29 protein-coding genes and 1 pseudogene are annotated in these 24,129 nt (G+C 70.3%); 17 read left to right on the top strand and 13 right to left on the bottom strand.

Annotated features, from left to right (window positions below):
- The first annotated feature begins 60 nt into the window (after positions 1–60).
- Positions 61–330, top strand: a complete 270-nt coding sequence (locus tag ACFY1E_RS45735; protein ID WP_389087953.1) for a hypothetical protein — start codon at positions 61–63, stop codon at positions 328–330.
- Between the two features lie 6 nt (positions 331–336).
- Here the strand turns inward: ACFY1E_RS45735 and ACFY1E_RS45730 are convergent, their stop codons facing one another.
- Both ACFY1E_RS45730 and ACFY1E_RS45725 read right to left on the bottom strand, forming a co-directional pair.
- Positions 337–801 carry a nitroreductase family deazaflavin-dependent oxidoreductase gene (locus ACFY1E_RS45730; RefSeq protein WP_389087951.1) on the bottom strand — a complete coding sequence of 155 codons (465 nt, stop codon included), beginning with the start codon at positions 799–801 and terminating at the stop codon, positions 337–339.
- On the bottom strand, positions 798–2,042 hold the full coding sequence (locus ACFY1E_RS45725) for an acyl-CoA dehydrogenase family protein (protein ID WP_389087949.1): 1,245 nt from the start codon (positions 2,040–2,042) through the stop codon (positions 798–800). Before ACFY1E_RS45725 ends, ACFY1E_RS45730 begins: the two co-directional genes overlap by 4 nt.
- Before the next feature lie 97 nt (positions 2,043–2,139).
- Here ACFY1E_RS45725 and ACFY1E_RS45720 point away from each other — a divergent pair, with 97 nt between their 5' ends.
- Positions 2,140–3,309 (top strand): acetyl-CoA acetyltransferase, encoded by a 1,170-nt coding sequence (locus tag ACFY1E_RS45720; RefSeq protein WP_389088041.1) that lies wholly within the window; start codon positions 2,140–2,142, stop codon positions 3,307–3,309.
- 13 nt (positions 3,310–3,322) lie between these two features.
- Here the strand turns inward: ACFY1E_RS45720 and ACFY1E_RS45715 are convergent, their stop codons facing one another.
- Positions 3,323–3,670, bottom strand: coding sequence for a DUF1330 domain-containing protein (locus tag ACFY1E_RS45715; protein WP_389087946.1), 348 nt, complete (start codon positions 3,668–3,670; stop codon positions 3,323–3,325).
- Between the two features lie 226 nt (positions 3,671–3,896).
- On the opposite strand from ACFY1E_RS45715, the gene ACFY1E_RS45710 reads away from it, so the two are divergent.
- The 6 genes from ACFY1E_RS45710 (at position 3,897) to ACFY1E_RS45685 (ending at position 7,281) form a co-directional block, all read left to right on the top strand.
- Entirely contained in the window at positions 3,897–4,229 is a 333-nt protein-coding gene (locus tag ACFY1E_RS45710; protein WP_389087944.1) for a type VII secretion target, read from the top strand.
- Positions 4,226–5,347: a WXG100 family type VII secretion target gene (locus ACFY1E_RS45705; protein WP_389087941.1), complete on the top strand. Its 1,122-nt coding sequence runs from the start codon at positions 4,226–4,228 to the stop codon at positions 5,345–5,347. The genes ACFY1E_RS45710 and ACFY1E_RS45705 overlap by 4 nt, the downstream gene beginning before the upstream one ends.
- A gap of 2 nt (positions 5,348–5,349) precedes the next feature.
- Positions 5,350–5,592 (top strand): hypothetical protein, encoded by a 243-nt coding sequence (locus tag ACFY1E_RS45700; protein ID WP_389087939.1) that lies wholly within the window; start codon positions 5,350–5,352, stop codon positions 5,590–5,592.
- A 107-nt stretch (positions 5,593–5,699) separates the two neighbouring features.
- Positions 5,700–5,945 carry a hypothetical protein gene (locus ACFY1E_RS45695; RefSeq protein ID WP_389087936.1) on the top strand — a complete coding sequence of 82 codons (246 nt, stop codon included), beginning with the start codon at positions 5,700–5,702 and terminating at the stop codon, positions 5,943–5,945.
- Positions 5,946–6,055: 110 nt separating this feature from the next.
- On the top strand, positions 6,056–6,322 hold the full coding sequence (locus ACFY1E_RS45690; protein ID WP_389087934.1) for a hypothetical protein: 267 nt from the start codon (positions 6,056–6,058) through the stop codon (positions 6,320–6,322).
- A 617-nt stretch (positions 6,323–6,939) separates the two neighbouring features.
- Positions 6,940–7,281: a hypothetical protein gene (locus ACFY1E_RS45685; RefSeq protein WP_389087932.1), complete on the top strand. Its 342-nt coding sequence runs from the start codon at positions 6,940–6,942 to the stop codon at positions 7,279–7,281.
- Here the strand turns inward: ACFY1E_RS45685 and ACFY1E_RS45680 are convergent.
- Entirely contained in the window at positions 7,271–7,576 is a 306-nt protein-coding gene (locus tag ACFY1E_RS45680; RefSeq protein WP_389087931.1) for a hypothetical protein, read from the bottom strand. The two genes, ACFY1E_RS45685 and ACFY1E_RS45680, sit on opposite strands and share 11 nt — an antisense overlap.
- Entirely contained in the window at positions 7,557–7,991 is a 435-nt protein-coding gene (locus tag ACFY1E_RS45675) for an ATP-binding protein (protein ID WP_389087929.1), read from the bottom strand. The genes ACFY1E_RS45680 and ACFY1E_RS45675 overlap by 20 nt, the downstream gene beginning before the upstream one ends.
- Positions 7,992–8,179: 188 nt before the next feature.
- Here ACFY1E_RS45675 and ACFY1E_RS45670 point away from each other — a divergent pair, with 188 nt between their 5' ends.
- From ACFY1E_RS45670 to ACFY1E_RS45660, 3 genes are read left to right on the top strand one after another with little or no spacing between them, the layout of a single operon-like run.
- Positions 8,180–9,043 (top strand): helix-turn-helix domain-containing protein, encoded by an 864-nt coding sequence (locus ACFY1E_RS45670; RefSeq protein WP_389087927.1) that lies wholly within the window; start codon positions 8,180–8,182, stop codon positions 9,041–9,043.
- Between the two features lie 2 nt (positions 9,044–9,045).
- Entirely contained in the window at positions 9,046–9,243 is a 198-nt protein-coding gene (locus tag ACFY1E_RS45665) for a DUF397 domain-containing protein (RefSeq protein ID WP_389087924.1), read from the top strand.
- 10 nt (positions 9,244–9,253) lie between these two features.
- Positions 9,254–9,919, top strand: a complete 666-nt coding sequence (locus ACFY1E_RS45660; RefSeq protein ID WP_389087922.1) for a pyridoxal 5'-phosphate synthase — start codon at positions 9,254–9,256, stop codon at positions 9,917–9,919.
- A gap of 21 nt (positions 9,920–9,940) precedes the next feature.
- Here ACFY1E_RS45660 and ACFY1E_RS45655 read toward each other — a convergent pair whose 3' ends face one another.
- From ACFY1E_RS45655 to ACFY1E_RS45630, 6 genes are all read right to left on the bottom strand, one after another.
- Positions 9,941–10,261, bottom strand: coding sequence for a PIN domain-containing protein (locus tag ACFY1E_RS45655; RefSeq protein WP_389087920.1), 321 nt, complete (start codon positions 10,259–10,261; stop codon positions 9,941–9,943).
- A 76-nt stretch (positions 10,262–10,337) separates the two neighbouring features.
- Positions 10,338–10,613: a type II toxin-antitoxin system Phd/YefM family antitoxin gene (locus ACFY1E_RS45650; RefSeq protein ID WP_389087918.1), complete on the bottom strand. Its 276-nt coding sequence runs from the start codon at positions 10,611–10,613 to the stop codon at positions 10,338–10,340.
- 52 nt (positions 10,614–10,665) lie between these two features.
- Positions 10,666–11,526 carry a GNAT family N-acetyltransferase gene (locus tag ACFY1E_RS45645; RefSeq protein ID WP_389087915.1) on the bottom strand — a complete coding sequence of 287 codons (861 nt, stop codon included), beginning with the start codon at positions 11,524–11,526 and terminating at the stop codon, positions 10,666–10,668.
- Positions 11,527–11,587: 61 nt separating this feature from the next.
- Entirely contained in the window at positions 11,588–12,271 is a 684-nt protein-coding gene (locus ACFY1E_RS45640; protein WP_389087913.1) for a GNAT family N-acetyltransferase, read from the bottom strand.
- Between the two features lie 66 nt (positions 12,272–12,337).
- Complete coding sequence (locus tag ACFY1E_RS45635) at positions 12,338–12,730, bottom strand: Zn-ribbon domain-containing OB-fold protein (protein ID WP_389087911.1); 393 nt, start codon at positions 12,728–12,730, stop codon at positions 12,338–12,340.
- Positions 12,727–13,179: a DoxX family protein gene (locus tag ACFY1E_RS45630; RefSeq protein ID WP_389087909.1), complete on the bottom strand. Its 453-nt coding sequence runs from the start codon at positions 13,177–13,179 to the stop codon at positions 12,727–12,729. The genes ACFY1E_RS45635 and ACFY1E_RS45630 overlap by 4 nt, the downstream gene beginning before the upstream one ends.
- A 219-nt stretch (positions 13,180–13,398) precedes the next feature.
- On the opposite strand from ACFY1E_RS45630, the gene ACFY1E_RS45625 reads away from it, so the two are divergent.
- The 5 genes from ACFY1E_RS45625 to ACFY1E_RS45605 all read left to right on the top strand — a co-directional run bounded on the left by ACFY1E_RS45625 (position 13,399) and on the right by ACFY1E_RS45605 (position 20,211).
- Entirely contained in the window at positions 13,399–14,592 is a 1,194-nt protein-coding gene (locus tag ACFY1E_RS45625; RefSeq protein WP_389087907.1) for a flavin-containing monooxygenase, read from the top strand.
- A 194-nt stretch (positions 14,593–14,786) separates the two neighbouring features.
- A complete protein-coding gene (locus ACFY1E_RS45620; RefSeq protein WP_389087905.1) occupies positions 14,787–16,292 on the top strand; it encodes a flavin monoamine oxidase family protein in 1,506 nt (501 codons plus the stop codon).
- 158 nt (positions 16,293–16,450) lie between these two features.
- Positions 16,451–18,676, top strand: coding sequence for an acetate--CoA ligase family protein (locus tag ACFY1E_RS45615; protein ID WP_389087903.1), 2,226 nt, complete (start codon positions 16,451–16,453; stop codon positions 18,674–18,676).
- A 43-nt stretch (positions 18,677–18,719) separates the two neighbouring features.
- Positions 18,720–19,559, top strand: coding sequence for an enoyl-CoA hydratase/isomerase family protein (locus tag ACFY1E_RS45610; protein ID WP_389087901.1), 840 nt, complete (start codon positions 18,720–18,722; stop codon positions 19,557–19,559).
- Positions 19,560–19,599: 40 nt separating this feature from the next.
- Entirely contained in the window at positions 19,600–20,211 is a 612-nt protein-coding gene (locus tag ACFY1E_RS45605; RefSeq protein WP_389087899.1) for a flavin reductase family protein, read from the top strand.
- 189 nt (positions 20,212–20,400) lie between these two features.
- On the opposite strand, the gene ACFY1E_RS45600 is transcribed toward ACFY1E_RS45605, so the two are convergent.
- Positions 20,401–21,708, bottom strand: a complete 1,308-nt coding sequence (locus ACFY1E_RS45600) for an MFS transporter (protein ID WP_389087897.1) — start codon at positions 21,706–21,708, stop codon at positions 20,401–20,403.
- 71 nt (positions 21,709–21,779) lie between these two features.
- On the opposite strand from ACFY1E_RS45600, the gene ACFY1E_RS45595 reads away from it, so the two are divergent.
- Positions 21,780–22,838 (top strand): GlxA family transcriptional regulator, encoded by a 1,059-nt coding sequence (locus tag ACFY1E_RS45595; RefSeq protein WP_389087894.1) that lies wholly within the window; start codon positions 21,780–21,782, stop codon positions 22,836–22,838.
- Here the strand turns inward: ACFY1E_RS45595 and ACFY1E_RS45590 are convergent.
- A pseudogene (locus tag ACFY1E_RS45590) lies at positions 22,728–24,017 on the bottom strand (MFS transporter); the annotation flags it as partial. The gene ACFY1E_RS45595 and the pseudogene ACFY1E_RS45590 overlap by 111 nt on opposite strands.
- Positions 24,018–24,129 lie beyond the last annotated feature (112 nt).

Here is a 24,129-nt window from a genome sequence, read left to right as displayed (position 1 = left end):
ACCGGTTTGCGTAGGTATGGGTACGTACTCCGCACATGCCTCACGAGAGGAGAGGCGATCATGAAGCTTCTGAAGCGTGCGGCCGTCGGTGTGGCGTCGGTGGCCCTGATGGCCGGAGGCGCGGGCGTAGCCTTCGCGGCCCAGCCCGGCGCGTCCTGCGAGGAGACCCCCAATCCTCCGGGGAACTCAGCCACTGCGCCCGGCTCCGCCTTCAACCCCGACGGCAACGCCGGCACTCACTACGCCGGCGAACAGCCCCAGAACTCCAAGAACGCGCACTCGGTCTCCCAGTACGACGTGGCCTGCACCCATAACCAGTCGTCCCGCTGACACCGACTACCTGCGCACAACCCTGAACACCCGTATCTCCCGCTCCACCCGAGCCTGATACGTCGCATACGGCGGCCAGAAGGCCAACAACGCCTTCCAGGCCGCCGCCCTCTCCTCACCCTCCAGCAACCGGGCCGTGACCGGGATGTCCTGGCCCTTCCAGCTGATCTCGGCGTCGGGATGGGCGAGGAGGTTGTGCGTCCAGGCGGGATGGTCGGTACGGCCGAAATTGGAGCCTATGAGGAGCCAGCCGCCCTCCTCCGGCATACAGGCGAGTGGCGTACGACGACGGACGCCGCTCCTCGCACCCGTGGTCGTAAGGATCACTCCGGGCAGCATCTGTGCGCTGAGCAGGTATTTTCCGCGCGTCAGCCGGTGTACGGCCTTGTCGAGCGGCGGCACGACGTGCGGCGCCACCTTCGCGAAGCCCCTCGTGGAGGACACCTTCTGCACCAGCCGTTCGCCGATCACACCGCCACCTCGCGACCCTGCTCGAAGAGATGCGCCGCGTCGGCGGCGTGCGCCCGCAGCCGGTGCACCGGCCCGAACAGCAACTCGTCTCCCGCGGCGCGCTTGAAGTACAGATGCGCCTCGTGTTCCCAGGTGAAACCGATGCCGCCATGCAACTGGATCCCTTCGGCGGCGGCACCGCGCAGCGCATCGAGCGCCTGCGCCAGGGCGAGCCCGCCCACCCGCCCACCCGTCTCCCGCCCCCGCCCTTCCAACGAGGCGCTTCGCGCCCCACCTCCTGATTCGTGGCCGGCGGCCCAGGCGGCGTAGTAGGCGGCCGAGCGTGCCGCCTGGACCTGGACGTACACGTCGGCCAGCCGGTGCTTCACGGCCTGAAAGGAGCCGATCGCCCGGCCGAACTGCTCGCGTTGCTTGACGTATTCGACGGTCCGCTCCAGCGCGTGGTCGGCGGCCCCGACGGCTTCGCAGGCCAGCACGGCGGCCGCCGTGCCCCCCACTGCGGAGAGGGCGGCGAGAACCTCACCGCCGTCTTCCGTACCCAGCAACTCGGCTTCCACGTCCCGTAGTTGGACACGCGCCTGCGGGCGGGTCGCGTCGAGCGCGGTCTGGCGTATGCGTACGAGCCCGGCCGCGTCCCCCGTCACAAGGAAGAGGAGGGTGCGCGAGCGGGCGAAGCCGCCGGTGTGGGCGGCGACCAGCAGGAGCTGCGCGCTGTGGCCGTCCAGCACCTGGTCGATCTGCCCGTACAGCCGCCAGCCGTCGCCCGCCCGCCTGGCCTGGACGCCCCCCGCGCGACCCCCGCCCGCCCAGTCGCCGTCGCCGGTGCCGGTGAGGGCGAGGGCGGTGGCGAGGGCCGGGCCCGGGACGGCGAGGGCGGCCGTGAGGGTGCCGTCGGCGATGCGGGGCAGCAGGTCGGCGCGTTGGGTGTCGGTGCCGAGGGCGAGGATCAGGGGTGCGGCGAGCGCACAGGTCGCGAGCAGCGGGGAGGGGGCGAGGGCCCTGCCCGTCTCCTCGGCCGCCAGGGCGAGTTCGGTCGTGGAGCAGCCGATTCCGCCGTACGCCTCCGGGAGGGCGAGTCCGGGCAGGCCGAGTTGGTCGGCGAGGGCGGTCCACAGGGCCGGGTCGTGTCCGGCGGGGGCGTCGAGGGCGGCGCGCAGTTCCGCGGGGCCGCAGCGTTTGCGGAGCAGTTCGCGCAGGGCACGGCGGATCCCGTCCTGCTCGGCCGTGAAGCCGGCGTCCATGGCTGTCCCCCACTCTCTTCCTTCAGGATCTGACGGTCCGTCATATTAGGAGCGGCGCAACGAGATGCACAGAGGCAGGAGGCCTCGCATGACATACGTGACTCCCCGGAGCCGGAAAGTCGCCGTGGTCGGCGTGGCCCTCTCCGACTGCGGCCGCGTGGACGAGGCGACCCCGTACACCCTGCACGCCCAGGCGGCCCGTCGCGCACTGGCCGACGCGGGGCTGGGCCGTGAGGTGGTGGACGGCTTCGCCTCGGCGGGCACGGGCACCCTCGCGCCCGTCGAGGTGGCCGAGTACCTGGGCCTGCGCCCCACCTGGGTCGACTCCACGGCGGTCGGGGGCTCGACCTGGGAAGTAATGGCGGCCCACGCGGCGGACGCGATAGCGGCGGGGCATGCGAACGCGGTCCTGCTGGCCTACGGCTCGACGGCCCGCGCGGACATCAAGGCGGGCCGCCGCACCGGCAACCTGTCCTTCGGCGCGCGGGGCCCGCTGCAGTTCGAGGTGCCGTACGGCCACACGCTGATCGCCAAGTACGCGATGGCGGCCCGCCGCCACATGATCGAACACGGCACGACCATCGAGCAGTTGGCGTCCGTCGCCGTACAGACGAGGGCGAATGCCGCGCTGAACCCGGACGCGATGTTCCGCACCCCGATCACCGTGGACGAGGTCCTCTCCGGCCCGATGATCGCGGACCCCTTCACCAAGCTGCACTGCTGCCTGCGTTCCGACGGCGGGGCGGCGGTCCTGCTGGCCGCCGAGGAGTACGTACGGGACTGCCGTACCGCTCCGGTCTGGGTGCTCGGCACCGGGGAGCACGTCTCGCACGCCGCGATGTCCGAGTGGCCCGACTTCACGGTGTCGCCGGCGGCGGTGAGCGGACGGCTGGCGTTCGAGCGGGCCGGGGTCGGGCCCTCGGAGATGGACTTCGCGCAGATCTACGACGCCTTCACCTACATGACCCTGGTGACGCTCGAGGATCTCGGGTTCTGCGGGAAGGGGGAGGGCGGGGCGTTCGTGGAGAAGGGGCGGCTGAGGGTCGAGGGCGGGGAGCTGCCGGTGAACACGGACGGCGGCGGGCTGTCGGCCCAACATCCCGGGATGCGCGGGTTGTTCCTGCTGGTGGAGGCGGTACGGCAGTTGCGGGGGGAGGCGGGGGCGCGGCAGGTGCGGGCTTCGGACGGGGAGTTGCCCCGGCTGGGGGTGGCCTCGGGCACCGGGGGCTGGTTCTGCTCCTCGGGGACGGTGGTGCTGGGCAGGTGATCGGCTTGCGGTGCTACTGGGCAGCCAGGGCCTCGCGCATCGCACGTGCGGTGGAGGCGGGGTCGTAGTCCACGGGGACGCCCTCGACCAGGATGATGTCGCCGTCGATGTGCCGCGAGCGCAGCGGCGCGATTTCCTGGTAAGCGGGCGAGTCCCACCAGGCCCGCGCCTCGGCGATCCCCGGAAAACCGATGACGACCACGTGCCCGGGCCAGCTGCCTTCCCTGACCTCGTGCTGCGTGGCGTGCACCAGGAAACGGCCGCCGTACGGCTCGAAGGTGCCGGCGATCCGCTCGATGTACTCGGCGATCTCCGGGTGCGGGGCGGCTTCCTGCAGGTGGGCTATGGCGTAGGCGGTCATGGCGTGTTGCCGTCCTTCCGGTCGGTCGGGGTCCGTATGCCGACGATCGTGGCAGGGGCGGCGCGGTGGGGTCGATGACCTGAGAGGTAAGGGGCCAAGGGAGCGTCATCATCGCGTCTTGAACCCGCAAACAGTCCTTTTGAACCCGCAAACAGCCCTTCCCGGCGGATCACCGCCTCCGGTACTGCTGGTGCCTGCTCATGTACTCAACAACGGGGGAGCGGTAATGAGCCAGTTCGGTGTCGACCCCGACACGCTGAACGAGCTTGCCGGGAAGTTCGACAGGGAAGCGAAGGACCTGGCGAAACCGATCGACGCCTTCGCGGCGACCGCGTCTCAGATCGGAGAGGCCTTCGGCCTGCTCGGTGCCTGCGACGGTGCGGCGCAGAAGTACCAGACGCTGCTGACCGGCACCCTCAAGGCGCTCGGGCAGCTGCCCGCCGTTTTCACCAGCGACGGCGACCGGCTGCGTCTCAACGCCACCAACTACAAGAACTCGGACCAGACCGCCATCGAGCACCTACGCGCCGCGACCCGGCCGGCAGGAGGCCCGGCGTGAGCATCAACAGCTGGATCGACGGCAAGGTTCTGGACATCCTGCAGGCCTGCGGAGTGGAGCTCCCGGGCGGCAACGGCGACACGCTCCGTACGATCGCCGGTGCCTGGGACACCATGGGCAAGGAGCTGACCGAGGTCGCGCACGCCCTCGACGTGCAAATCCAGGGCGTCGACAAGCAGGGCTGGCACGGCGAGGCCCGCGATGCCTTCGAGAAGCACTGGGCGGAGCAGAAGCGCGTCATCGACGACGTTGCGCACAACTTCCACCAGGTGGCCGACGGGCTGCGGGCGTACGCCGACGAGATCGACAAGATCAACGAGGAGATCATCGACATCTGCGTCGAGATCGCCGAGATGGAGATCGCGGGCGCCGCGCTCTCCTTCTTCACCGGTTTCCTCTCCGACCTCGTCGCGAACACGGCCGTGGCCACCCGGGTCGCCAAGATCGTCGACCTGGTGAAGCTGTTCACGTCGGCTGCGGAGAAGGTGGCGGCGCTCCTGGAGCGGTTCGGCAAGCTCAGCGAGGAAGGGGCGGTGAAGCTGGCGAAGGTTGCCGAGTTCGCCGCGAAGTTCCTCAAGAAAGGCGCCGAGAGCTTCGTCACGAACTTCGTGGCGGACTCGGGCAGCACGATGCTCAACCAGGCCGTCAACGGCCAGCCCGTGACGGTCGGAGACGACCTCGCCAGCGGCGCTTGGGCCGCCGGCGGAACAGCCGTGTTCACCGGAGGCGGCGCGGCGCTCGCGGACACGGCCGGACTGACCGGGGTGGCCGGCAACATCCTGAGGGGAGACGGCCTGCTGGGCACCACCGTCAACGGTGCAGCGGGCAACGTGGCCGGTGGGCTCACGACTGACATCGCCAACGACCGGGATGCCTCGACGATGGGCCAGAACGCCCTCACGAACGCCGCAACCGGCGCCTTCGGGAACGCCCAGAACCACGGTGTCAACCATGCCTTGGAGCAGCACGGGAGTCTCGGCGGCAAGAACCTCAGTGACCGGGGCGAGCTGGCCGACAGCGCGTTCAAGAACACCGTGGGAACCACCTTGAACACGGGCGTCTACGCTGCCGGCTCAGGCATCGAGACGGATGTCCAGGATCTGGCGAAGGACGAGTGAGCATGATCGGCGACGTGCGGCTTGCGGCCGTTTCGAACCCCAACCCGGACCACCCCGCCACCTGGGCCGGCTTCTTCTGGGCGCTCCTCGGGGTTGGCGGATGCCTGATCGCCGTCGTCGGCGCCGCCCTGACCGTCGCTCTCTGGAACGTCAGCGATCAGAAGAAGTTGGGCAACTACGTTCTCGGGCCGGTGATCCTCGTGATCGGTCTTGCCATCGCCGGCTGGAGCTTCGGGCTGTTGTGACAGTGCACGAGCGGCACTTCGACCCACGAGGCCCCGCATACCCGCGTCACGTCGGGCGACCAGGGACCGGTACCGCTCCCGTACCGGACCAGTGAGATGTGGGCGACATGAGACTTGCGGCTGTCTGGACTCCGAACCCGCATCACCCGTTCACCTGGGAGCGTTTCTTCGGGCTGCTCGTCGTAGCGGTCGGGGGCATGCTCATCCTTGCGGGAGTGTTCGCGGTCGTCACGACGTGGCGCAGCGCCGAGGAGCCGCGTTACCGAGGCCAGTGGCGTGTACTCCTCGGCACGTTGGGTTGCCTCACGGTCGTGGGTCTCACGATCATCGCCTTGGGCGTATGGCTGTACTGAGCCGCACACCCCGGCCCGCACCGGCAGGGCTGGACCACGCCGAGCAGCAAGCCTGCCACCGGACCTGGAGCAATCCGACCAAGGTTGTCGAGAAAGAAGACGAGTGATCTGTGCGCAATGAGCTCGGGGACGTGATCCTGGCAGGGGTCGCGCACAACAACCCGAACTACGACCCGGGCTGGGCTCCCTTCTTCGGGGTGCTCCTTGTGGCCGCCGGGTGCGCGCTCATCCTTGCGGGAGTGCTCGCGGCCGTGACCACGTGGCGCAGCCCCGAACAGCCCCGTCACCTGGAGCTTTGGCGTGTGCTCCTCGGCACGATGGGGTGCTTCACGGTTGTCGGCCTTGCGATCATGGCCCTCGGCGTCTGGCTGTACTGAGGAGCACGTCGTGGTGGTGCTCGCCGTCGCACGGCACCTCGTTGGCGTTCCATCCGGCGTCGACTTCCTCGGAGTTCCGGACGGCGTGCCCGCGGGAGCGGGAAGTCTGCCGGTACCAGTGGCATGGTTCGGCGCAATTGTCGCGCCGTCGTGCGCTGTTGCTGCGATGAGCGCGTACAGCGCCGTTTGCCGCGATAGCGCTTTCATGCGCCTGTTGAAGCATCAACTGAGTGGGCCGCAGCATGTGAGGAGGTTCGGTCGCCGCTCTGGTGGAAGAGGGGGTGCGGTGATGGGAGTCGTCGTTCGCGGCGGTGCAGAAAGGGTCCATGGCCTCTCGGCCCCCGGGTCTCACCCCGGCGGGGAACGACGCGGCAGCCCGGCCACCGCACGTGAGAGCGGGGACCGGTGCGGCGCAGGCAGTCGGCCTCGCGCCGGGCCCGGCCGTTGCGGAACCTTCGGCGCGTTCAACGTGCTTGAGTCCGGGGTCACTTCGGCTGGTGGTGTTCGGTGGCGTGTCCCGGCGCGGGCTCCATGAGGACGACACGCGGGCTCGCACCGCAGCCTGCGACGTGGGGGACGTATGTCACACGATGTTGCTTCGGTGATCTGCGGGGTCGGTGCCCGCCGCGCGCATCGTGGGCTACACCAACGACATCCTCTCCGGCCCCCGCGAACTGGCCTGGCCCGGCGCCCTGAACCTCATCAACTGCATCGCCCAGGAACGGCATTGCCCTCTACCACAGGCACTGGAAGCCGCCGTCGACCTCCACAAGGCGGAGACAGCCGCCTTCCTCCACCAGGCCGACCAGGTCGTCCGCCATCACGACGATGTGCGGACACGCACCTACATCGACGGACTGCGCACCTGGATCCGCGGCAACCTCGACTGGAGCCTGGCCACCGACCGCTACACCGTCGAGGCGCCCACCGGCCGAGCGCCGCGAAACCTCAGAATCTGACAACGTACGGCCGAACCACGTCGTCGGCGGCTTCCCAGAGAGGCATGCCGGTGCCGGAGTGCACGGGGATGGGCCAGCAGTCCTCGTCGCGCGGAAACGGCAGCCGGTGGCCGGCCTCGCGGTTGCGGCGGGCCCAGCGGCGCCAGCGGGCGTCGTACGGGCTCGGAAGCCGCCAGACGTACGGGTCCGGTGCTCGGGTCTCCTGAGCGAGGGCCCATTTGCTGGGCACGGGGCGGGCGTTGGCGTGTGACCGGCTGAACAGGCGGACGGCGTGGTCATAAAACAGCCGGAACATGCCCCGTCCTCTCCGGCCGCTCCGGGAGCATGAACCGCGCCCACACGCACTTCGTGTACGGCAGCTGCCCGTGGCCCCAGCCGTGGGCCAGCAGCCTCACCAGGGTGAGCCCGCGCCCGCGCCCGCCCTCGGCGTCGGGGCCGGAGTCATGCGGCTCGGGAAGCCGGTCCCGGTCGGGGTCGTGGACCTCCAGGAAGAGGTACGGCTCCCGAAGCGTGAGGGTGACCTTGATCTGGGCGCAGGAGACCCGGCAGTGGGTCACGGCGTTGGTCACCAGCTCGTTCGTCGAAAGGGTCACGTCGTCGGCGAGTCCGCCCGTGATTCCCCAGTCCGCGAGGACCTTGCCGACGCGCTGACGTGCGGCGGGGACGTGCCTTCTGTGCTTGGGGATGCGGAAGGTTTCGGTTTCGGGCATGGGGGTGCCGTACCTCCTGACGTGCCGTCAAGGTGCGCTTGATTGAGGCGCCTTCACGAAGCTACGGCCGTATTCGACACACACGCAATCCACTCAAGTGAATACATGCACTCGTCCACTCGATCGAGTGATGCGCTCTCAGGAGGCGACGGCCCTGTGGCATCGTTGCCGCTGGAGAGGGAGGTCCTATGCCCGCAGGTGGACGGCCGACGGTGCGCAGCAGGCGTCTTGGCATGGCGCTCAGGCAGTACCGGCAGGCTGCCAATTTCGATCAGCCGCAGGCCGCCGAGGTCATCGCATCAAGTCAGGCCAGGATCAGCCGCCTTGAGAGCGGACACGTCACTGCGCGCGTCATCGAGGTACGACTGCTGCTGGAGGCGTACGGCGTGACGGACCCGGAAGTGCGGGACAAGCTGGAGGAGTTGGCGAAGCACTCCAAGAACCGGGGCTGGTGGCTCGAACATGCTGAGCACCTGCGGCCGGACTACGTCGATCACATCGCATTGGAGGACGACGCGACCTACATCCGCGAGTGGCAGCCGGTCATGATGCCGGGGCTCCTTCAAACTCCGGCCTATGCGGAGGCGGTTATCGCCCACGGCCCCCACTACATCGAACCGGAGCGGGCCGCCCAATTGGTGAAGGTGCGCCTGGGGCGGCAAGCGAAGATCGAAGAGGGTGGAGCGTCGTACACGGTCATCCTCTGGGAAGGGGTCCTCGCGCAGCCGCTGGTGAGCGTTGAGATTCACCAGGAGCAGTTGTCCGCGATCCTGGAGATCGGCAAGCGGAAGAACGTCACTGTGCAGGTGCTGCCGTTCAGCGCGGGCATCCTGGCCGGTTACTCCTCCGCTTTCTACTCCTTCAGCTTTGACGAGGAGCCGACGGTCGAAGCGGTCGCCATGGACAATCTGCGGGGCACGTCGGTCCTTGAAGGGGCCGAGGACCTTGCCGCTTACGCCAATGCGTTCGACCTACTACGATCGTCAGCGCTGACGCCGGACGCGAGCGCGAAGCTCATCCGGGGCATACTCCGGAGCATCAAGGAAGCCTGATCGTGACCGAGGTCGTAAGCCCCTTCTGGAAGTCGTCGTACTCGGGGCAGGAGAACGCTTGCGTAGAGGTCGCCAACACAGCCCCCGGCGGCCGAGCCGTCCGCGACAGCAAGCAGCCGGACGGCCCCCTCGTCACCGTCTCCCGTGACAGCTGGCAGGCCTTCATCCGGCAGTTCGGCCAGCGCGGATCCGGCAGGTGATACTCGACCCATGGGAACGGATCTTCACGAACTGCTGAGGTCGCTGCGGGTGTGGGACCCGGAGGTCACCGAGCTGCGCCCGTTTGACCCGGCCACCGCCCCCGCCGATCCGCTCGCCCTCTTCACGGCGTGGTTCGCGGACGCGGTGGCGGCCGGGCAGAAGGAGCCGCACACCATGTCGCTGGCCACGGCGGACGCGGACGGCCACCCGGACGTACGGATCGTGATGCTGCACGGCGCCGACGCCGACGGCTGGGCCTTCGCGACGCATGCGACGAGCCGCAAGGGCGGGCAGCTGGCGGCCCGGCCGTATGCGGCCCTCGGCTTCTACTGGCCGGCGCTGGGCCGCCAGGTGCGGGTACGCGGGCCGGTCACCGCCGCCCCGGCCCAGGAGTCCCAGGGCGACCTCCACGCCCGCTCGACCGGCGCCCTCGCCGCCGCCCTCACCGGCCGACAGAGCGAAGTCCTGGGCTCCTTGGAGGAGTTGGCGCGAGCGTCCGAGGCCGCCTGGGAACGGGCCCAGCAGGAGCCCGACGCTCCGGTGCCGTCCTGGACCCTGTACCGGCTTCGGCCGGACGAGGTGGAGTTCTTCCAGGGGGATGAGCAGAGACAGCATGTACGGCTGAACTATCGCCGGGAAGAGAGCGGTTGGGTCAGCCAGTTGTTGTGGCCGTGAGGCCGGTGCACTGCGGCCTGGTCACACAGGGACGACGAGGACCGCACTCTCAAGCCCCTTGAAGTCCCCGGCGTTCCGGGTGAAGAGCGGCAGCCCCCGAACCGAGGCGACAGCAGCGATCATCAGATCCATGCGGCGCGGGCGGGGGTCCCTGTTGGCCGCGGCTGTCAGTGCGACCAAGGTGCCGTACCTGGCGGCGGCATCCCCGTCGAACGGCAGAGGCTCGAAGTCGGCGACAGCAACTCCCAGCTTTTCCATTCGCGCCGCACGCACCACGGGATCCTTGGCCATGGCCACTCCCTGCTGCAGCTCCGCGAACGTGACAGCCGTCAGCTCCGGCATGACGGGAAGGCTCTGCGGGCTGAGCAAGCCGAGATCGATATAGGTGCAGGTGTCGAGGACGCCCACCTGGTGCCGTTCAGCCACGCTCTCGCTCCCACGGGTCTTCTTCCACCCGTTCCTCGCTCCCGAAGAACTCGTCCGCCTCGTCACGCATCTGCGCATAGTCGACTCGCGGAAGGTTCCGATGTTTGGCCACGAGTTCGTCGGCACTCAGCCTGCGCCGACGCGCCAGCGGGCGCAGCTCGGCCACCTCTATGCCGTTGCGAGTGATGTGGTAGGTCTCGCCAGCCTCGACCGCGTCCATGACAGCGGCGGAGTTGTTCCGTAGCTCGCGCTGCGTGATGGTCTTCATCAGACCAGTGTAGCCCTGCGTGTCCCGCTGTGCTACAGCTCTGGGGCCCACCTCAGTCCGTGAAGTCGTACACCCCGAACTCCGCCACCGACCGGTACCCGATCCGCTGGTACAGCGCGTTGCTCGTCGGGTTGGCGAGGTCCGTGAACAGCAGCACCTCGGACGCGCCCGCCGCGAGGGCCGCCCGGCTGACCTCGGCCGTGACCGCCCCGGCATATCCGCGGCCGCGCAGGTGGGCGGGGGTGTAGACGGGGGCGACCCGGATCTGCCCGGCGACCATCGGTGTCACGCCTGCCATGGCCACCGGGGTCCCGTCGGGGGCCTCCCAGAAGGTCGTCCCGCCGTAGGAGATGCGCGAGTCGGCCCACCTCTCCGCAGGCTGCGCGCCGCTCTCGCCGATGGCCTTCATGAACTCGTCGTACCACCGCACCAGTTGCTCCCGGTCGGCGGCGTCGGCGATCCGCGCCCGCCCCTCGGGCACCGGCTGCGGGGCGGTCAACGCGGCGAGACGGTAGAGCCGTTGACGCTGGTGCAGCGTCGTCGTCGCGCCGGTGCTCCGCTCCCAGGACCGGGCCAGGGCCTCGACCGTGGAGCGCTCACCCGAGACTCCCGGAACCGGGCGACCCAGACCGGCCAGGTGAGCGGCGAGGGAGTCGGCCTCCTCGGGCGTGAGGGACGTGACGCACAGCCGGTAGGGAGGCGTGCGGAAGTAGACCGCCCGGACCGCGCCTTCCGACTCCAGTACGCCGAAGTAGGGGGCCTCGGCGCCGTAGTACCGCGAGCCGCGCGTCCGCAGGCCCTCGGTCACCGTCAGCGGGACGGTGTGCAGGGCCGGGCGGGAGCGGAGGAAGCCCCCGGCGCGCGTCAGGAAGGTGTCCAGGTCGTCGGTGAGGTACCAGTCATCGGGACGCATGCCCCATGATCCCGCGCACCCTCACCCCGACGCCTTCGAATTACGGGACCCACGGCCCCCGTCACCGGATGTGCGGCTCCGGGTCCGTGGCGATCCGCCCGTGCAGATGCACGTCCCGGAACGCGTCGTACCGCCCCGCCTCGAACATCGCGCCCCGCAACGTCCCCTCGTAACGGAAGCCGCACCGCTCGGCGATACGGCACGAGGCCTCATGGCCGAGGGCATGACCGAGCTCGAGCCGGTGTATCCCCAGATCGGTCAGCGCCCAGCGGGAGGCCACCGCCAGAGCCCGGACGGCGACTCCCTGCCCCCGGGCCTCGGGCAGCACCCAGTACCCGACGCGGGCAACGCTCAGGACGGTGTCGATCGCATTGACGCCGATGTGCCCCAGCACCGCACCGCTCGCCGCGTCGGTCACGCAGTACGACGCCCCCGAACCGTCCGCCGAGGCCAGCACCTTGCCCCGCAGCGACTCGCGCGCGCCGGCAAGGTCGTCCACCTGCTTGAGCGGGGTGTTCCAGCGCCGGAACTCGGGGTCCGTGAGCCCGCGCAGCCAGGCCTCGACATCGGCGTCCGAGTCCGCGTCCCACGGGCGCAGACGGATGCCATGGCCGTACAGATCGGGGAAGCAGAAGGAGGACGAGGAAGACGAGGAAGACGAGGAAGGCGAGGAAGGCGAGGAAGGTGGGTAAGGAGAAGGGGATGGCGAATGCGGGTCTATGTGCTGCGCGTCCACAGAGCTCATCAGCCCATTCAAACCCGTACGCCTCACTTGCGCGGCCGGAATACCGGCACCCCTTCCCCGTACACCTCACTTGCGCGGCCGGAATACCGGCACCCCTTCCCGGAACGCCACCTCCAGCTCGGCCCCCGCCCGCAGCTCACCCGCCCCGCACCCCACCACCTCCGTCATCATCCGCGGCCCCTCCGCCAGGTCGACGACCGCGGCCACGTAGGGCGTCCGCTCGCCGAAGGGCGGCAGGTCGTTCCGGTGGACCACGGACCAGGTGTAGAGCACCGCCCGGCCGCTCGCCCGCTCCCAGTCCACGTCCTCGCTCCAGCAGTGCGGGCAGAACTCGCGCGGGTAGTGATGGGCCCGCCCGCACGCCCCGCAGCGGCGGATCAGCAGCCTGCCCTCGGCGGCCGCGTCCCAGTACGTCCGGGTGAAGGCGTCGGCCTCGGGGACGTCGTGGCGCGTGGTCACCCGAACCACCCCACCACGGCGTCCAGCGACCACGTCTGCCACGACATCCCGAACAGCGCGACCACCGACATCAGCGCCATCATCGAGTTCTGCCCCTGCTCCGCCACGTCGTGGATCATGAGCGTGAAGTAGAGGACGTTCAGGAGCAGCCCTCCGACCAGCGCGATCGGGCTCAGGAACCCGACGACCAGCCCCAGCCCGATCGCCAGCTCCGCGTACACCACGACGTACGCCATCGTCCGCGGGCGCGGCGCCACCATGACCTCGAAGCCGGACCGGACCGCGTTCCAGCGGTGCTTCGCGGCGATGCCCGCCGCCCATGCGATCCCGGTCCCGCGCTCGAACCAGGCCTTGCGGTCCTTGTGCCGCCAGCTCTCCAGCCACCACAGCCCGAGTCCGATGCGCAGCACGCCCAGCCATTCCGCGCCCGTGAGCCAGATCGCATCCATGAATCTGACGGTACGTCAGATAGTGCGATCCGGGAAGCGCCGTGCACCCCCACCCCCGGAACCCGGCCCGGGAGGGCCGGACGGCACTCGCCGAATGATCACAACCGAGTGCTCTACGTCACCAGTCCCACCCACCCCTCCTACAGGCGTGATCAATCCGCAACCAATTCCGGGCTTGACCGAGACCCATCAACCCGGTGCGTGATTACGCTCGCGCTCATGGCCGACTCCTCTCCGTCCGCAAGCGCACCGGACCGCCGACGCCCCGTCTACGTCATCGGCGGCGGCCCGGCCGGGCTCTCCGTCGCGTATGCGCTGCGGGCCCGGGGCATACGCGCCGTCATCCTGGAGAAGTCCGACGAGGTGGGTGCGGCCTGGCGGCGGCACTACGACCGGCTCCACCTGCACACCACCCGCCGCCTGTCGGCCCTGCCCGGGCTGCCGATGCCACGCCGGTTCGGGCGGTGGGTGGCCCGGGACGACATGGTGCGCTACCTGGAGAAGTACGCCGAGGTGCACGCACTGGAGATCGTCACCGGCGTCGAGGTCTCCCGCGTCGAGCGCACCCCCGACGGCGAGGGCTGGCTGCTGCACGCCACGGGCGGCCGCGAACTGGCCGGCGCCGCGGTCGTCGTCGCCACCGGCTACAACCACACGCCGTACGTCCCCGACTGGCCCGGCCTCGACGCCTACACCGGCGAGTTCCTGCACGCCGGCGAGTACCGCAACCCCGCGCCCTACGCCGGCCGCGACGTCCTCGTCGTCGGTGTCGGCAACACAGGCGCCGAGATCGCCGTGGACCTGGTGGAGGGCGGCGCCTCGCGGGTGCGGCTTTCGGTGCGGACGGCCCCGCACATCGTGCGCCGCTCGACCGCCGGATGGGCCGCCCAGTACACGGGCGTGCTGGTACGGCGGCTGCCGACCGGGCTCGTCGACCGGCTCGCGCGGCCGATGGCGAAGCTCAGCGTCCCCGATCTCTCCGCACAGGGGCTGCCCCGCCCCGACACCGGCCTGTACAGCCGGGTCAAGGAGGGCGCCATCCCGGTACAGGACGTCGGTCTCATCGACGCCGTCCGCAAGGGGCGGGTCGAGGTCGTCGCCGCCGTCGACGGCTTCGAGGACGGCAAGGTCGTCCTCGCCGACGGCACCCGCGTCTCCCCGGAGGCCGTGATCGCCGCCACCGGCTACGTGCGCGCCCTGGAAGGCCTCGTCGGTCACCTCGACGTGCTCGACGCGCAGGGCAGACCCGTGGCGCACGGCGCCCGCACCCCGCAGCACGCCTCAGGTCTGCACTTCACCGGCTTCACCACCCCCATCAGCGGCACGCTCCGCGAGTTGGCGATGGACTCCGAGAAGATCGCGAAGACCATTGTGAAGAACGGCGGGGACGCGCTGTCCCGTCTGCCCGGATGACCTAGAAGCCCTCACCCCCAAAAAGACCTCAACGCCCTCCAAAACCCTCAACTCCCTTCCCTGGCACTCTCGTTACACACGAGTCAGATGTGACGGGAGCGTTGAAGCGTGCCGCTGTCCGGGGCCAGAATGTGAACGCTGCTCACTTTCTGGCTCCATACTCTCCCCACACTCTCTCCATACGGAGGACGCACGTGGCACGCGAAAGACAGCACCATCCGCAAGCCCTCTCCCGACGCTCCCTGCTCGGCGGTGCCGCCGCCGCTGCCGGAGCCGTCACCCTCACCGCCACCGCCGCCGGCACGGCCTCCGCCGCGACCACGCGGGACGTGGACGTCGCCATAGTCGGCGGCGGGCTCGCCGGGCTGACGGCGGCCCGCGACCTGGTAGCCGCCGGCCGGACCGTGGCCGTCCTGGAGGCCCGCGACCGCGTGGGCGGCCGGGTCGTCAACCTGTCCCTGGCGAACGGCGGTTTCACCGAGGGCGGCGGCGAGTTCATCGGCCCCACCCAGGACCGCATCAAGGCCCTCGCCGACTCCCTGGGCGTGGCGACCTTCACCACCTACAACACCGGCAAGAACCTCCTCTACAAGGACGGCACCCGGACCCCCTACGCCACCGACGGCATCCTCGGGTCCGTCCCACCCGTCGACGCGGCCGGGCTCGCCAACGCCGCGATCGTGCAGGCCTCGCTGGACGACATGGCCAAGAAGGTCCCGGTCGACGCGCCCTGGACCGCCGCGAAGGCCGCCGAGTGGGACAAGCAGACCTTCGAGAGCTGGCTGAACGCCAACGCGGTCATCCCGTCCGCCAAGTTCCTGCTGGACGTGGCGTGCACGTCCATCTTCTCGGCGCAGCCCCGTGAGCTCTCCCTCCTCTTCGTGCTCTTCTACATCGCGGCCGCGGGCAACGAGTCCAATCCCGGCACCCTGGAACGCCTCACCGACACCGCGAACGGCGCCCAGGAGTCCCGCTTCGTCGGCGGCTCCCAGCAGGTGCCGATCAAGCTGGCCGCCTCGCTCGGCGACCGGGTGGTGCTGAGCGCGCCGGTACGCTCGATCGCGCAGTCGGGCGGCAAGTACGTGGTGACCGCGGACGGGGTGACGGTGACGGCGAAGAAGGTCGTCGTCGCCGTACCGCCGCCGCTGGCCGCGCGCATCACCTTCGACCCGCTGCTGCCGGCCTCCCGGGACCAGTTGAGCCAGCGGCTGCCGATGGGCTCGATCGGCAAGGCGATCGCGGTCTACGACACCCCTTTCTGGCGGGCCGACGGCCTCAACGGCCAGGTCGTCAGCGACTCCGGCGTGGTCCGCTCGACGTTCGACAACTCACCGCCCGACGCCTCCTACGGCGCTCTGATGGGCTTCATCGAGGCCGACGAGATGCGGGCGTACGACGGGTCGAGCGTCGCCGAGGTCAAGGCCGCCGTGCTCAAGGACTACGTCAACTACTTCGGCGACAAGGCCAAGTCACCCACCTCCTTCGTGCTGCAGCGCTGGGACAACGAGGGCTTCTCCCGCGGCGGCCCGGTCGCCTATGCCCCGCCCGGCGTCCTGACCGAGTACGGGGCCGCCCTGCGCAAGCCGGTCGACGGCATTCACTGGGCGGGCACCGAGACCTCCACGTACTGGAACGGGTACATGGACGGGGCCGTGCGGTCGGGGGAACGGGTGGCCAAGGAGGTGCTCGCGGAGCTGTGAGGCCCCCCGCCGGGGGCGATCGGCCACCCGTCCGGCCTTGGATGCCCGTTCAACTTTGCGCGCAAGCCCGTTCCTGACATGACGTCAGTTCAGTAATCTGACAGTACGTCAGATTACTGGCGGCGTCTCAGAGCTGTCTCAGAGGAGCGGGCGGACCGATGCTTGGATCAACCCACGGCACCCTCACCACCGACTCCCGCCGGGCCCGGGTCATCGCCTGTGGCGAGCAACCCGGGCCCGCCGTCCACGGCAGGCCCGTCGAGGCCGACGACCTCGACGTCAGCGGCCTGCCCCTGTACGCCGACGTACTCGATCTGGACCGGTTCTTCCGGCCCGAGACCGTCGCCGTGGTCGGCGCCTCGGACACCGAGGGGCGACCCAACACCGGTATCACCCGGCAGCTGGTGGCCTGGGCCGAGCGGGTCGGGGCGCGGCTGCACCCCGTCCACCCGAGCCGCCCGTCGGTCTTCGGCATACCCTGCTCCCCTTCCGTCGCCGACCTGCCCGAGCAGGTCGATCTCGCCGTACTGCTGCTCGCCGACCCTCTACCGGTGCTCGAGGAGCTGGCCGAGGCCAAGGTGAAGTTCGCGGTGGTCTTCGCCTCCGGGTTCGCGGAGACCGGTGCGGAAGGTTCAGCCGCGCAGGAGCGTCTGGCGGGGGCCGTACGCCGTTCCGGTATGCGGCTGCTCGGGCCCAACACCAACCTCAACGCCTTCGAGCGGTTCCGAGAGGACCTCGACGGACCGGCCATCGCCCTCATCACCCAGTCCGGCCACCAGGGCCGGCCCGTCTTCGCCCTCCAGGAACTCGGCATCCGGCTCTCCCACTGGGCGCCCACCGGCAACGAGGCCGACCTGGAGACCGCCGACTTCATCTCCTACTTCGCCGAGCGGCCCGAGGTCGGCGCCATCGCCTGCTACGTCGAGGGCCTGAAGGACGGCCGGTCCTTCCTGCTCGCCGCCGACCGGGCCGCACGGCGCGGCGTGCCGGTCGTCGCCGTCAAGGTGGGCCGCACCGAGACGGGCGCCCGCACGGCCGCCTCACACACCGGAAAGCTGACCGGCGCGGACACGGTGGTGGACGCGGCGATGCGGCAGTTCGGAGTGATCCGGGTGGACGGGCTCGACGAACTCCAGGACACCGCGGCCCTGTTGGCACGCGCCCGGCCGCCGCGCGCGGAGGGCGTCGTCGTGTATTCGATCTCGGGCGGCACGGGCGCGCACTTCGCCGACCTGGCGACCGAGGCGGGGCTGCGGCTGCCGGTTCTCTCGGAGGCCAAGCAGGCCGAGCTGCACCAGTGGATACCGGACTATCTGAGCGTGGCCAACCCGGTCGACAACGGCGGGCATCCGGTCGGCGACTGGCGCGGCCGGAGGATCATCGAAGCGATCCTGGACGACCCCGAGGTGGGCGTCCTGATCTGCCCGATCACCGGCCCCTTCCCTCCCCTCAGTGACAAGCTGGTCCAGGACCTGGTGGACGCTGCCGAGCAGACGGACAAGCTGATCTGCGTGGTCTGGGGATCCCCGGTCGGCACCGAACCGGCGTACCGCGACGTCCTGTTGGGCTCCTCCCGGGTGGCCACCTTCCGTACCGTCGCGAACTGCATCACCGCGGTCCGCGCCTACCTCGACCACCACCGCTTCACCACCGGCTACCGCTCCCCCTTCGACGAGGCCCCCCGCACCACCTCGCCCTCCTTCCGCAAGGCGCAGGCACTGATGCGCCCGGGCAAGCAGCTCAGCGAACACGCGGCGAAGCAGCTGCTGCGGGCGTACGGGATCCGCGTGCCGCGCGAGCAGTTGGTGACCAGTGCGGCAGCGGCCGTACGCGCGGCGGGCCAGGTGGGCTACCCGGTGGTGATGAAGGCCTCCGGCGGGCAGATCGCCCACAAGACGGAGCTGGGACTGGTCAAGATCGAGCTCACCTCCGCGAGCCAGGTCCGGGACGCCTACCGGGAGCTGACCGACATCGCGCGCTACGAGGGCGTCTCCCTGGACGGCGTCCTGGTGTGCCAGATGGTCGAGCGGGGCGTGGAGATGGTCGTCGGCGTCACGCACGACGAGCTGTTCGGGCCGACCGTGACCGTCGGGCTCGGCGGGGTGCTGGTGGAGGTGCTGCACGACGTCGCCGTGCGCGTGCCGCCCTTCGGTGAGGAGCAGGCCCGGGACATGCTCTGCGACCTGCGTGGGCGGGCTCTGCTCGACGGGGTCCGGGGGCGTCCCCCGGCCGACCTCGACGCGCTCGTCGAAGTCGTCCTGCGGGTGCAGCGCATGGCGCTGGAACTCGGGGACGAGCTCGCGGAGCTCGACATCAACCCGCTGATGGTGCTGCCCAGGGGGCAGGGAGCCGTGGCGCTGGACGCGCTGGCGGTGTGCCGCTGAGATGAACATGCGTAGTGAGATGAACATGCGTAATGAGATGGACATGCCTGAATCCCCCCGTACCGGCGTGAAGAGTTCCGAGCCGGAAATTTCCACTGAGTCATTGGTACAGCACGCCACTGACAACCAGGTCTGCCGCATCACGCTCAACCGCCCCGAAGCCCTCAACGCCATCACTCCTGACCAGCGCGAACGCATCATCCAACTGCTCGGCGAGGCCTCCGCGGACCCGGAGGTACGAGCCGTCGTCATCACCGGAACCGGGCGTGGATTCTGTGCGGGAGCCGATCTGCGGGGCGGCTCGGGCGCCGGTGAGCGGGTCGCAGGGGACGTGGCCCGCGTCCTGCGCCTGGGCGCCCAGCGTCTGATCGCAGCCGTACTGGACTGCGAGAAGCCGGTGATCGCGGCGGTGAACGGCACGGCGGCCGGCCTCGGCGCCCATCTCGCGCTCGCCTGCGACCTCGTACTGGCCGCGGAGTCGGCCAGGTTCATCGAGGTGTTCGTACGGCGGGGGCTCGTCCCGGACGGCGGCGGGGCGTATCTCCTCCCCCGGCTGATCGGCCCGCAGCGCGCCAAGGAGCTGATGTTCTTCGGTGACACACTGTCCGCGGCCGAGGCCGAACGCCTGGGCCTGGTCAACCGGGTCGTCCCGGAGGCCGAGCTGGACAGGACGGCCCGTGAATGGGCGGCCCGCCTGGCCGCGGGTCCAACCCGCGCCCTCGCCCTGACCAAACAGCTGGTCAACGCCTCCCTGGACGCCGACCGGGCGACGGCCTTCGCCGCCGAGGCGGCCGCACAGGAGATCAACATGACGACCGGGGACGCACAGGAAGGCGTACGGAGCTTCATGGAGCGCAGAAGCCCCGAGTTCAAGGGCCGCTGACCTTCCTATCTGACGCACCGTCAGCTTCAATGGAGGGGTGATGGGACACGCAGGGGCGGCCGCGGCCGCCGTCCGCTACCTCAGGTCGGCCGGGACCCCGGCCCCCGTAGAAGCGCTGCCGCGCCCGGAGCTGCGCTGCGTCGGCGCGGACGAACGGGCGCCGGTCGACCCGACCGAGTTCCGCCGCGTCCTCGGCACCTTCGCGACGGGCGTCACCGTCGTCACCGCCCCCGCCGTCGACGGGGAGTCCACTCCCGCCGGCTTCGCCTGCCAGTCCTTCTCGTCCCTCTCCCTCGACCCGCCACTGGTCGCCTTCATGGTCGGCCGTACGTCGACGACCTGGCCGCGCATCGCCCGCGCGGGCGTCTTCTGCGTCAACGTGCTCGGCGCCCACCAGGGCGATCTGTGCCGCGGCTTCGCGGTGAGCGGCGCGGACAAGTTCACGGGGGTGGCGTACGACGCGGCACCGGTCTCGGGCTCACCGCGGCTGACGGGCGCAGCCGCCTGGATCGACTGCACGATCCACGCCGTGCATACCGGAGGCGACCATCTGATCGTGGTGGGGCGGGTGGATGCCCTGGGAACGGTCGAGGCCGCCGACGGACCGTTGATCTTCCATCGGGGGGCGTTCGGTCGTCTCGACGGCTCCTGAGACGACGGCCGACCGCCGCACTGACGTGACGCCGTACGGCCACGGGTATGCGGCAGCCGGCCGTGGCACGGTTCGAGGCAGGCGGGACCATGCCCACCCTGCCTCTGCCCGAACGGCTCGCCGTCGCTCTCGGCATGCGTCTCCACGTCGGATTCGAGCCCCTCGACCGCGCGAGCTGAGGCACGGCACTCAAGCTGAAACCGCTATGGGGACGACCGGCCTCCGCCGGATCACCAACGCCATCAGCGCCGCCACCGCGCACAGCGCCCCGGATGCGTACCAGACCATGTCGTACGAGCCGAAGACGTCACGCGCCACACCCCCGAGGAAGGCCACCAGTGCGGCGCCGACCTGGTGGGAGGCGAGGACCCAGCCGAAGACGATCGCGCTGTCCTCGCCGTACTGCTCCCGGCACAGGGCGACGGTCGGCGGGACGGTGGCGACCCAGTCCAGGCCGTAGAAGACGATGAAGAACAGCATCGGGGGGTGGACCGACGGGGCCAGGAGCATCGGCAGGAAGAGCAGGCTGATGCCGCGCAGGGCGTAGTAGACCGCCAGCAGCCGGCGCGGTTCGAAGCGGTCCGTGAACCAGCCGGAGGCGATCGTGCCGACCACGTCGAACACTCCGATGACCGCGAGCAGCGAGGCCGCCGCGGTGACGGGCATGCCGTGGTCGTGGGCGGCGGGCACGAAGTGGGTCTGGATCAGCCCGTTGGTGGAGGCGCCGCAGATCGCGAAGGTGCCGGCCAGCAGCCAGAAGGTGCCGGTGCGGGACGCCGAGAACAGGACGTTCACTGCCCGGCGGGCGGCCCCCACCGCGGGCTCCGGCTTCGGCACGAACTCCTCGGCGCCGTACGGCTTCAGGCCCACGTCCGCCGGGTGGTCGCGCAGCAGCAGCCAGACGAAGGGGACGACCGCGAGGGCGGTGAGGGCCACCGTGACGGCCGCCGGGCGCCAGTTGTGGTGCTGGACGATCCAGGACAGCAGCGGCAGGAAGATCAGCTGGCCGGAGGCCGAGGCGGCGGTGAGGATGCCCGTGACCAGGCCGCGGCGCTCGGTGAACCAGCGGTTGGTCACGGTCGCGGCGAAGGCGAGGGCCATCGAGCCGGAGCCGAGGCCGACCAGCAGACCCCAGCACAGCAGGAGCTGCCAGGCGGCCGTCATCCACACCGTCAGGCCCGAGCCGAGCGCGATCACGGTCAGGGCCACGGCCACGACCTTGCGGATGCCGAAGCGGTCCATCAGCGCCGCCGCGAACGGGGCGGTGAGTCCGTACAGCGCGAGGTTGACGGAGACCGCGGCCCCGACCGTGCCGCGCGACCAGCCGAACTCCTGGTGCAGCGGGTCGATGAGCAGGCCGGGAAGCGAACGGAAGGCGGCCGCGCCGATGATCGTCACGAAGGTGACGGCGGCGACGAACCACGCCCGGTGGAGACGAGGGGATCGCCCGGACTCGGGGGCCGTTTCGACTGCTGCGGGTTCGGTTGTCTGGGTCACGACATAGAGCATCCTGGCCGGAACCGAACGCATCCACTGGCCCGAAGGCCAGCATTCGCTAGGATCGGGCCATGAGCAGTGAGCCGGCAGACCCTGATTTCCGCCCGCACCGCGTGGTCGTCCTCGCCCTCGACGGCCTGCTCCCCTTCGAACTGGGTATCCCGCACCGCATCTTCGGGCGCCCCAAGGACGCCCGGGGACGGCATCTGTACGAGGTCGTGACCTGCTCGATCCGGCCACCGGGCCCGGTGGAGACCGACGCCGACTTCGCCATCCAGATCGAGAACGGCCCGGAGACCCTGGCCACCGCCGACACGGTCATCGTCCCGGCGTCGTACGAACTCGGCCCGGTCTTCGAGGAGGGCGTCCTCACCGAGGAGCTGGCCGCCGCCCTCGCCCACATCCGGCCCGGCACCCGGCTCGCCTCCATCTGCACCGGCGTGTTCGTGCTCGCCGCGGCCGGCTATCTCGACGGCCGCCCCGCGACCACCCACTGGGCGGAGACCGACCAGCTGCAACGCCTCTTCCCGAAGATCGACGTCGACCCGAACGTGCTGTTCATCGACGACGGCGACGTCCTGACCTCGGCCGGCGTCGCGGCCGGCATCGACCTGTGCCTGCACATGGTGCGCCGCGACCACGGCAGCGCCGTCGCCAACGAGATCGCCCGCCGCACGGTCGTACCCCCGCACCGCGACGGAGGCCAGGCACAGTACATCCAACGCCCGGTCCCCGAGCCCCAGTTGGCCACCACGACGGCCGCCCGCGCCTGGGCCCTGGGCCGCCTGCACGAGCCGATCCAGCTCCGCGACATGGCCGCGCAGGAGTCCATGTCGGTACGCACCTTCACCCGCCGCTTCCGCGAGGAGACCGGCGTCAGTCCCGGCCAGTGGCTCACCCAGCAACGCGTGGAGCGTGCCCGACACCTCCTGGAGTCGACCGACCTGTCCGTCGACCAGGTGGCCCAGCAGTCAGGCTTCGGCACGGCCCAGTCGATGCGCCAGCACCTACAGACACTCCTGGGGGTCACACCCACCGCGTATCGCCGTACTTTCCGTGCCGGGGAGGGCCGCGACAGGTCCACCGGCAGCCGTTCCGGGCATTACGGCGGTGTCGGCGCCGTGAGATGACCGCCGGGCGCGGCGGACCTCGCCCCACCAGCCGAGCGCGGTCAGCACCAGGGTCAGAGCCACACCGCAGAGGATCGCCGTGGAGGGCGCCGTCACCCGCAGCAGGGCGCCGGCAAGAGAACCCGTGACGGCATAACCCGCGCCCGAAGCCGCGTACATGACCGAGTAGCCGGCCGCCTGTGCGCCGGGCGGAAGCGCCTCGCGCAGCGCCAGGGTGCGGACGAGCAGCACCGCCGACTGGAGCATGCCGCCGACGACCAGCGCGACCGCGATGCCCGCCGGGTCCGGTATCAGCGCGACGAGCGTCACGCATGCCATCACCGCGACCATCAGCACGGCACTGCGGGTGCGCAGCAGCCCGGGCCAGGCGCGCAGGCCGTGCAGAAACGCGCCGAGCGCGCCGCCCGCCGCCAGTCCGGTCAGCATCGGCCCGGACCATCCGACGCCCGTGCCCCGCTGTTGCAGGAGAGCAGGCAGGACGAGCTCGGCCAGACCGAGCAGGGCGAGGCCCGCCGCGCCCGTGACGAACAGCGGCCAGGCACCGGCCAGCAGCCGGAGTTGGGACTTCTCCGCCCGCCCCTCACCGCCCTCCTCCCCTGTGTTCCGTGTGTCCCAGCCGGCCGGCAGCAGGCACAGGCCCGCGACCGACGACGCCATGAGGGCAGCCGCGAGCAGCAACGGGGCGCGCGGTGCGACGCCGAGGGCGAGGCCGGTGACGGCGGACGGGGAGACGGCCCATACGCCCGACACCAGCATCGACTCGGCGGACAGCGCCTGCGACGCGGCCCGTTCGGGAACCAGGCCGGTGAGCAGCGCACGTAGTCCCCCGGCCGCGGCGGCCGGCGCGGCACCGGCGAGGAACGCCAACGCACACAGAACCGCGGGCTGCGCCTCGGGAAGCGCCCCGATTCCCGCGAAACTGCCCGCTCCGACGCCGAGCCCCGCCGCCAGTTGGGGACGGGCACGATCGGGACGCAGCCGCATGCCGAGGAGGGGCGCACCGATGATCTCGCCGAGCACATAGACAGCGGCGACGGCCGCGCCCAGCGCATACCCCCCGGGGCGTTCGCGCACCAGGAAGACCAGGGCCAGCGGTGCCATCGCCACCGGCATCCGGGCGCCGACGGACGTGCAGGCCCAGACCAGCACCTGTTTGGAGGCGACATCGCGGTAACTCATGCGAAGACCGTAGGGGGCGCCACTGACATTGATCCTGATACTCAGGTTCCGGTGGTCGTGACTCTGCCACTGACTGACGTCCTGCTGGACTGTCTTCTGGCTGTTCTGTCCG

Source organism: Streptomyces sp. NPDC001604, assembly GCF_042893475.1.
Lineage (GTDB): Bacteria > Actinomycetota > Actinomycetes > Streptomycetales > Streptomycetaceae > Streptomyces.
The sequence above is the reverse complement of the archived record's forward strand: the minus strand, read 5'-3'. Positions and strand labels throughout refer to the sequence as shown.

Excerpts from the sequence above, each read along its gene's own strand:
- ACFY1E_RS45735 (WP_389087953.1), top strand. The coding sequence starts at position 61 with ATGAAGCTTCTGAAGCGTGCGGCCGTCGGTGTGGCGTCGGTGGCCCTG.
- ACFY1E_RS45725 (WP_389087949.1), bottom strand. The coding sequence starts at position 2,042 with ATGGACGCCGGCTTCACGGCCGAGCAGGACGGGATCCGCCGTGCCCTG.
- ACFY1E_RS45715 (WP_389087946.1), bottom strand. The coding sequence starts at position 3,670 with ATGACCGCCTACGCCATAGCCCACCTGCAGGAAGCCGCCCCGCACCCG.
- ACFY1E_RS45710 (WP_389087944.1), top strand. The coding sequence starts at position 3,897 with ATGAGCCAGTTCGGTGTCGACCCCGACACGCTGAACGAGCTTGCCGGG.
- ACFY1E_RS45700 (WP_389087939.1), top strand. The coding sequence starts at position 5,350 with ATGATCGGCGACGTGCGGCTTGCGGCCGTTTCGAACCCCAACCCGGAC.
- ACFY1E_RS45695 (WP_389087936.1), top strand. The coding sequence starts at position 5,700 with ATGAGACTTGCGGCTGTCTGGACTCCGAACCCGCATCACCCGTTCACC.
- ACFY1E_RS45680 (WP_389087931.1), bottom strand. The coding sequence starts at position 7,576 with ATGTTCCGGCTGTTTTATGACCACGCCGTCCGCCTGTTCAGCCGGTCA.
- ACFY1E_RS45675 (WP_389087929.1), bottom strand. The coding sequence starts at position 7,991 with ATGCCCGAAACCGAAACCTTCCGCATCCCCAAGCACAGAAGGCACGTC.
- ACFY1E_RS45670 (WP_389087927.1), top strand. The coding sequence starts at position 8,180 with ATGCCCGCAGGTGGACGGCCGACGGTGCGCAGCAGGCGTCTTGGCATG.
- ACFY1E_RS45660 (WP_389087922.1), top strand. The coding sequence starts at position 9,254 with ATGGGAACGGATCTTCACGAACTGCTGAGGTCGCTGCGGGTGTGGGAC.
- ACFY1E_RS45655 (WP_389087920.1), bottom strand. The coding sequence starts at position 10,261 with ATGCCGGAGCTGACGGCTGTCACGTTCGCGGAGCTGCAGCAGGGAGTG.
- ACFY1E_RS45650 (WP_389087918.1), bottom strand. The coding sequence starts at position 10,613 with ATGAAGACCATCACGCAGCGCGAGCTACGGAACAACTCCGCCGCTGTC.
- ACFY1E_RS45645 (WP_389087915.1), bottom strand. The coding sequence starts at position 11,526 with ATGCGTCCCGATGACTGGTACCTCACCGACGACCTGGACACCTTCCTG.
- ACFY1E_RS45640 (WP_389087913.1), bottom strand. The coding sequence starts at position 12,271 with ATGAGCTCTGTGGACGCGCAGCACATAGACCCGCATTCGCCATCCCCT.
- ACFY1E_RS45630 (WP_389087909.1), bottom strand. The coding sequence starts at position 13,179 with ATGGATGCGATCTGGCTCACGGGCGCGGAATGGCTGGGCGTGCTGCGC.
- ACFY1E_RS45625 (WP_389087907.1), top strand. The coding sequence starts at position 13,399 with ATGGCCGACTCCTCTCCGTCCGCAAGCGCACCGGACCGCCGACGCCCC.
- ACFY1E_RS45615 (WP_389087903.1), top strand. The coding sequence starts at position 16,451 with ATGCTTGGATCAACCCACGGCACCCTCACCACCGACTCCCGCCGGGCC.
- ACFY1E_RS45610 (WP_389087901.1), top strand. The coding sequence starts at position 18,720 with ATGCCTGAATCCCCCCGTACCGGCGTGAAGAGTTCCGAGCCGGAAATT.
- ACFY1E_RS45605 (WP_389087899.1), top strand. The coding sequence starts at position 19,600 with ATGGGACACGCAGGGGCGGCCGCGGCCGCCGTCCGCTACCTCAGGTCG.
- ACFY1E_RS45595 (WP_389087894.1), top strand. The coding sequence starts at position 21,780 with ATGAGCAGTGAGCCGGCAGACCCTGATTTCCGCCCGCACCGCGTGGTC.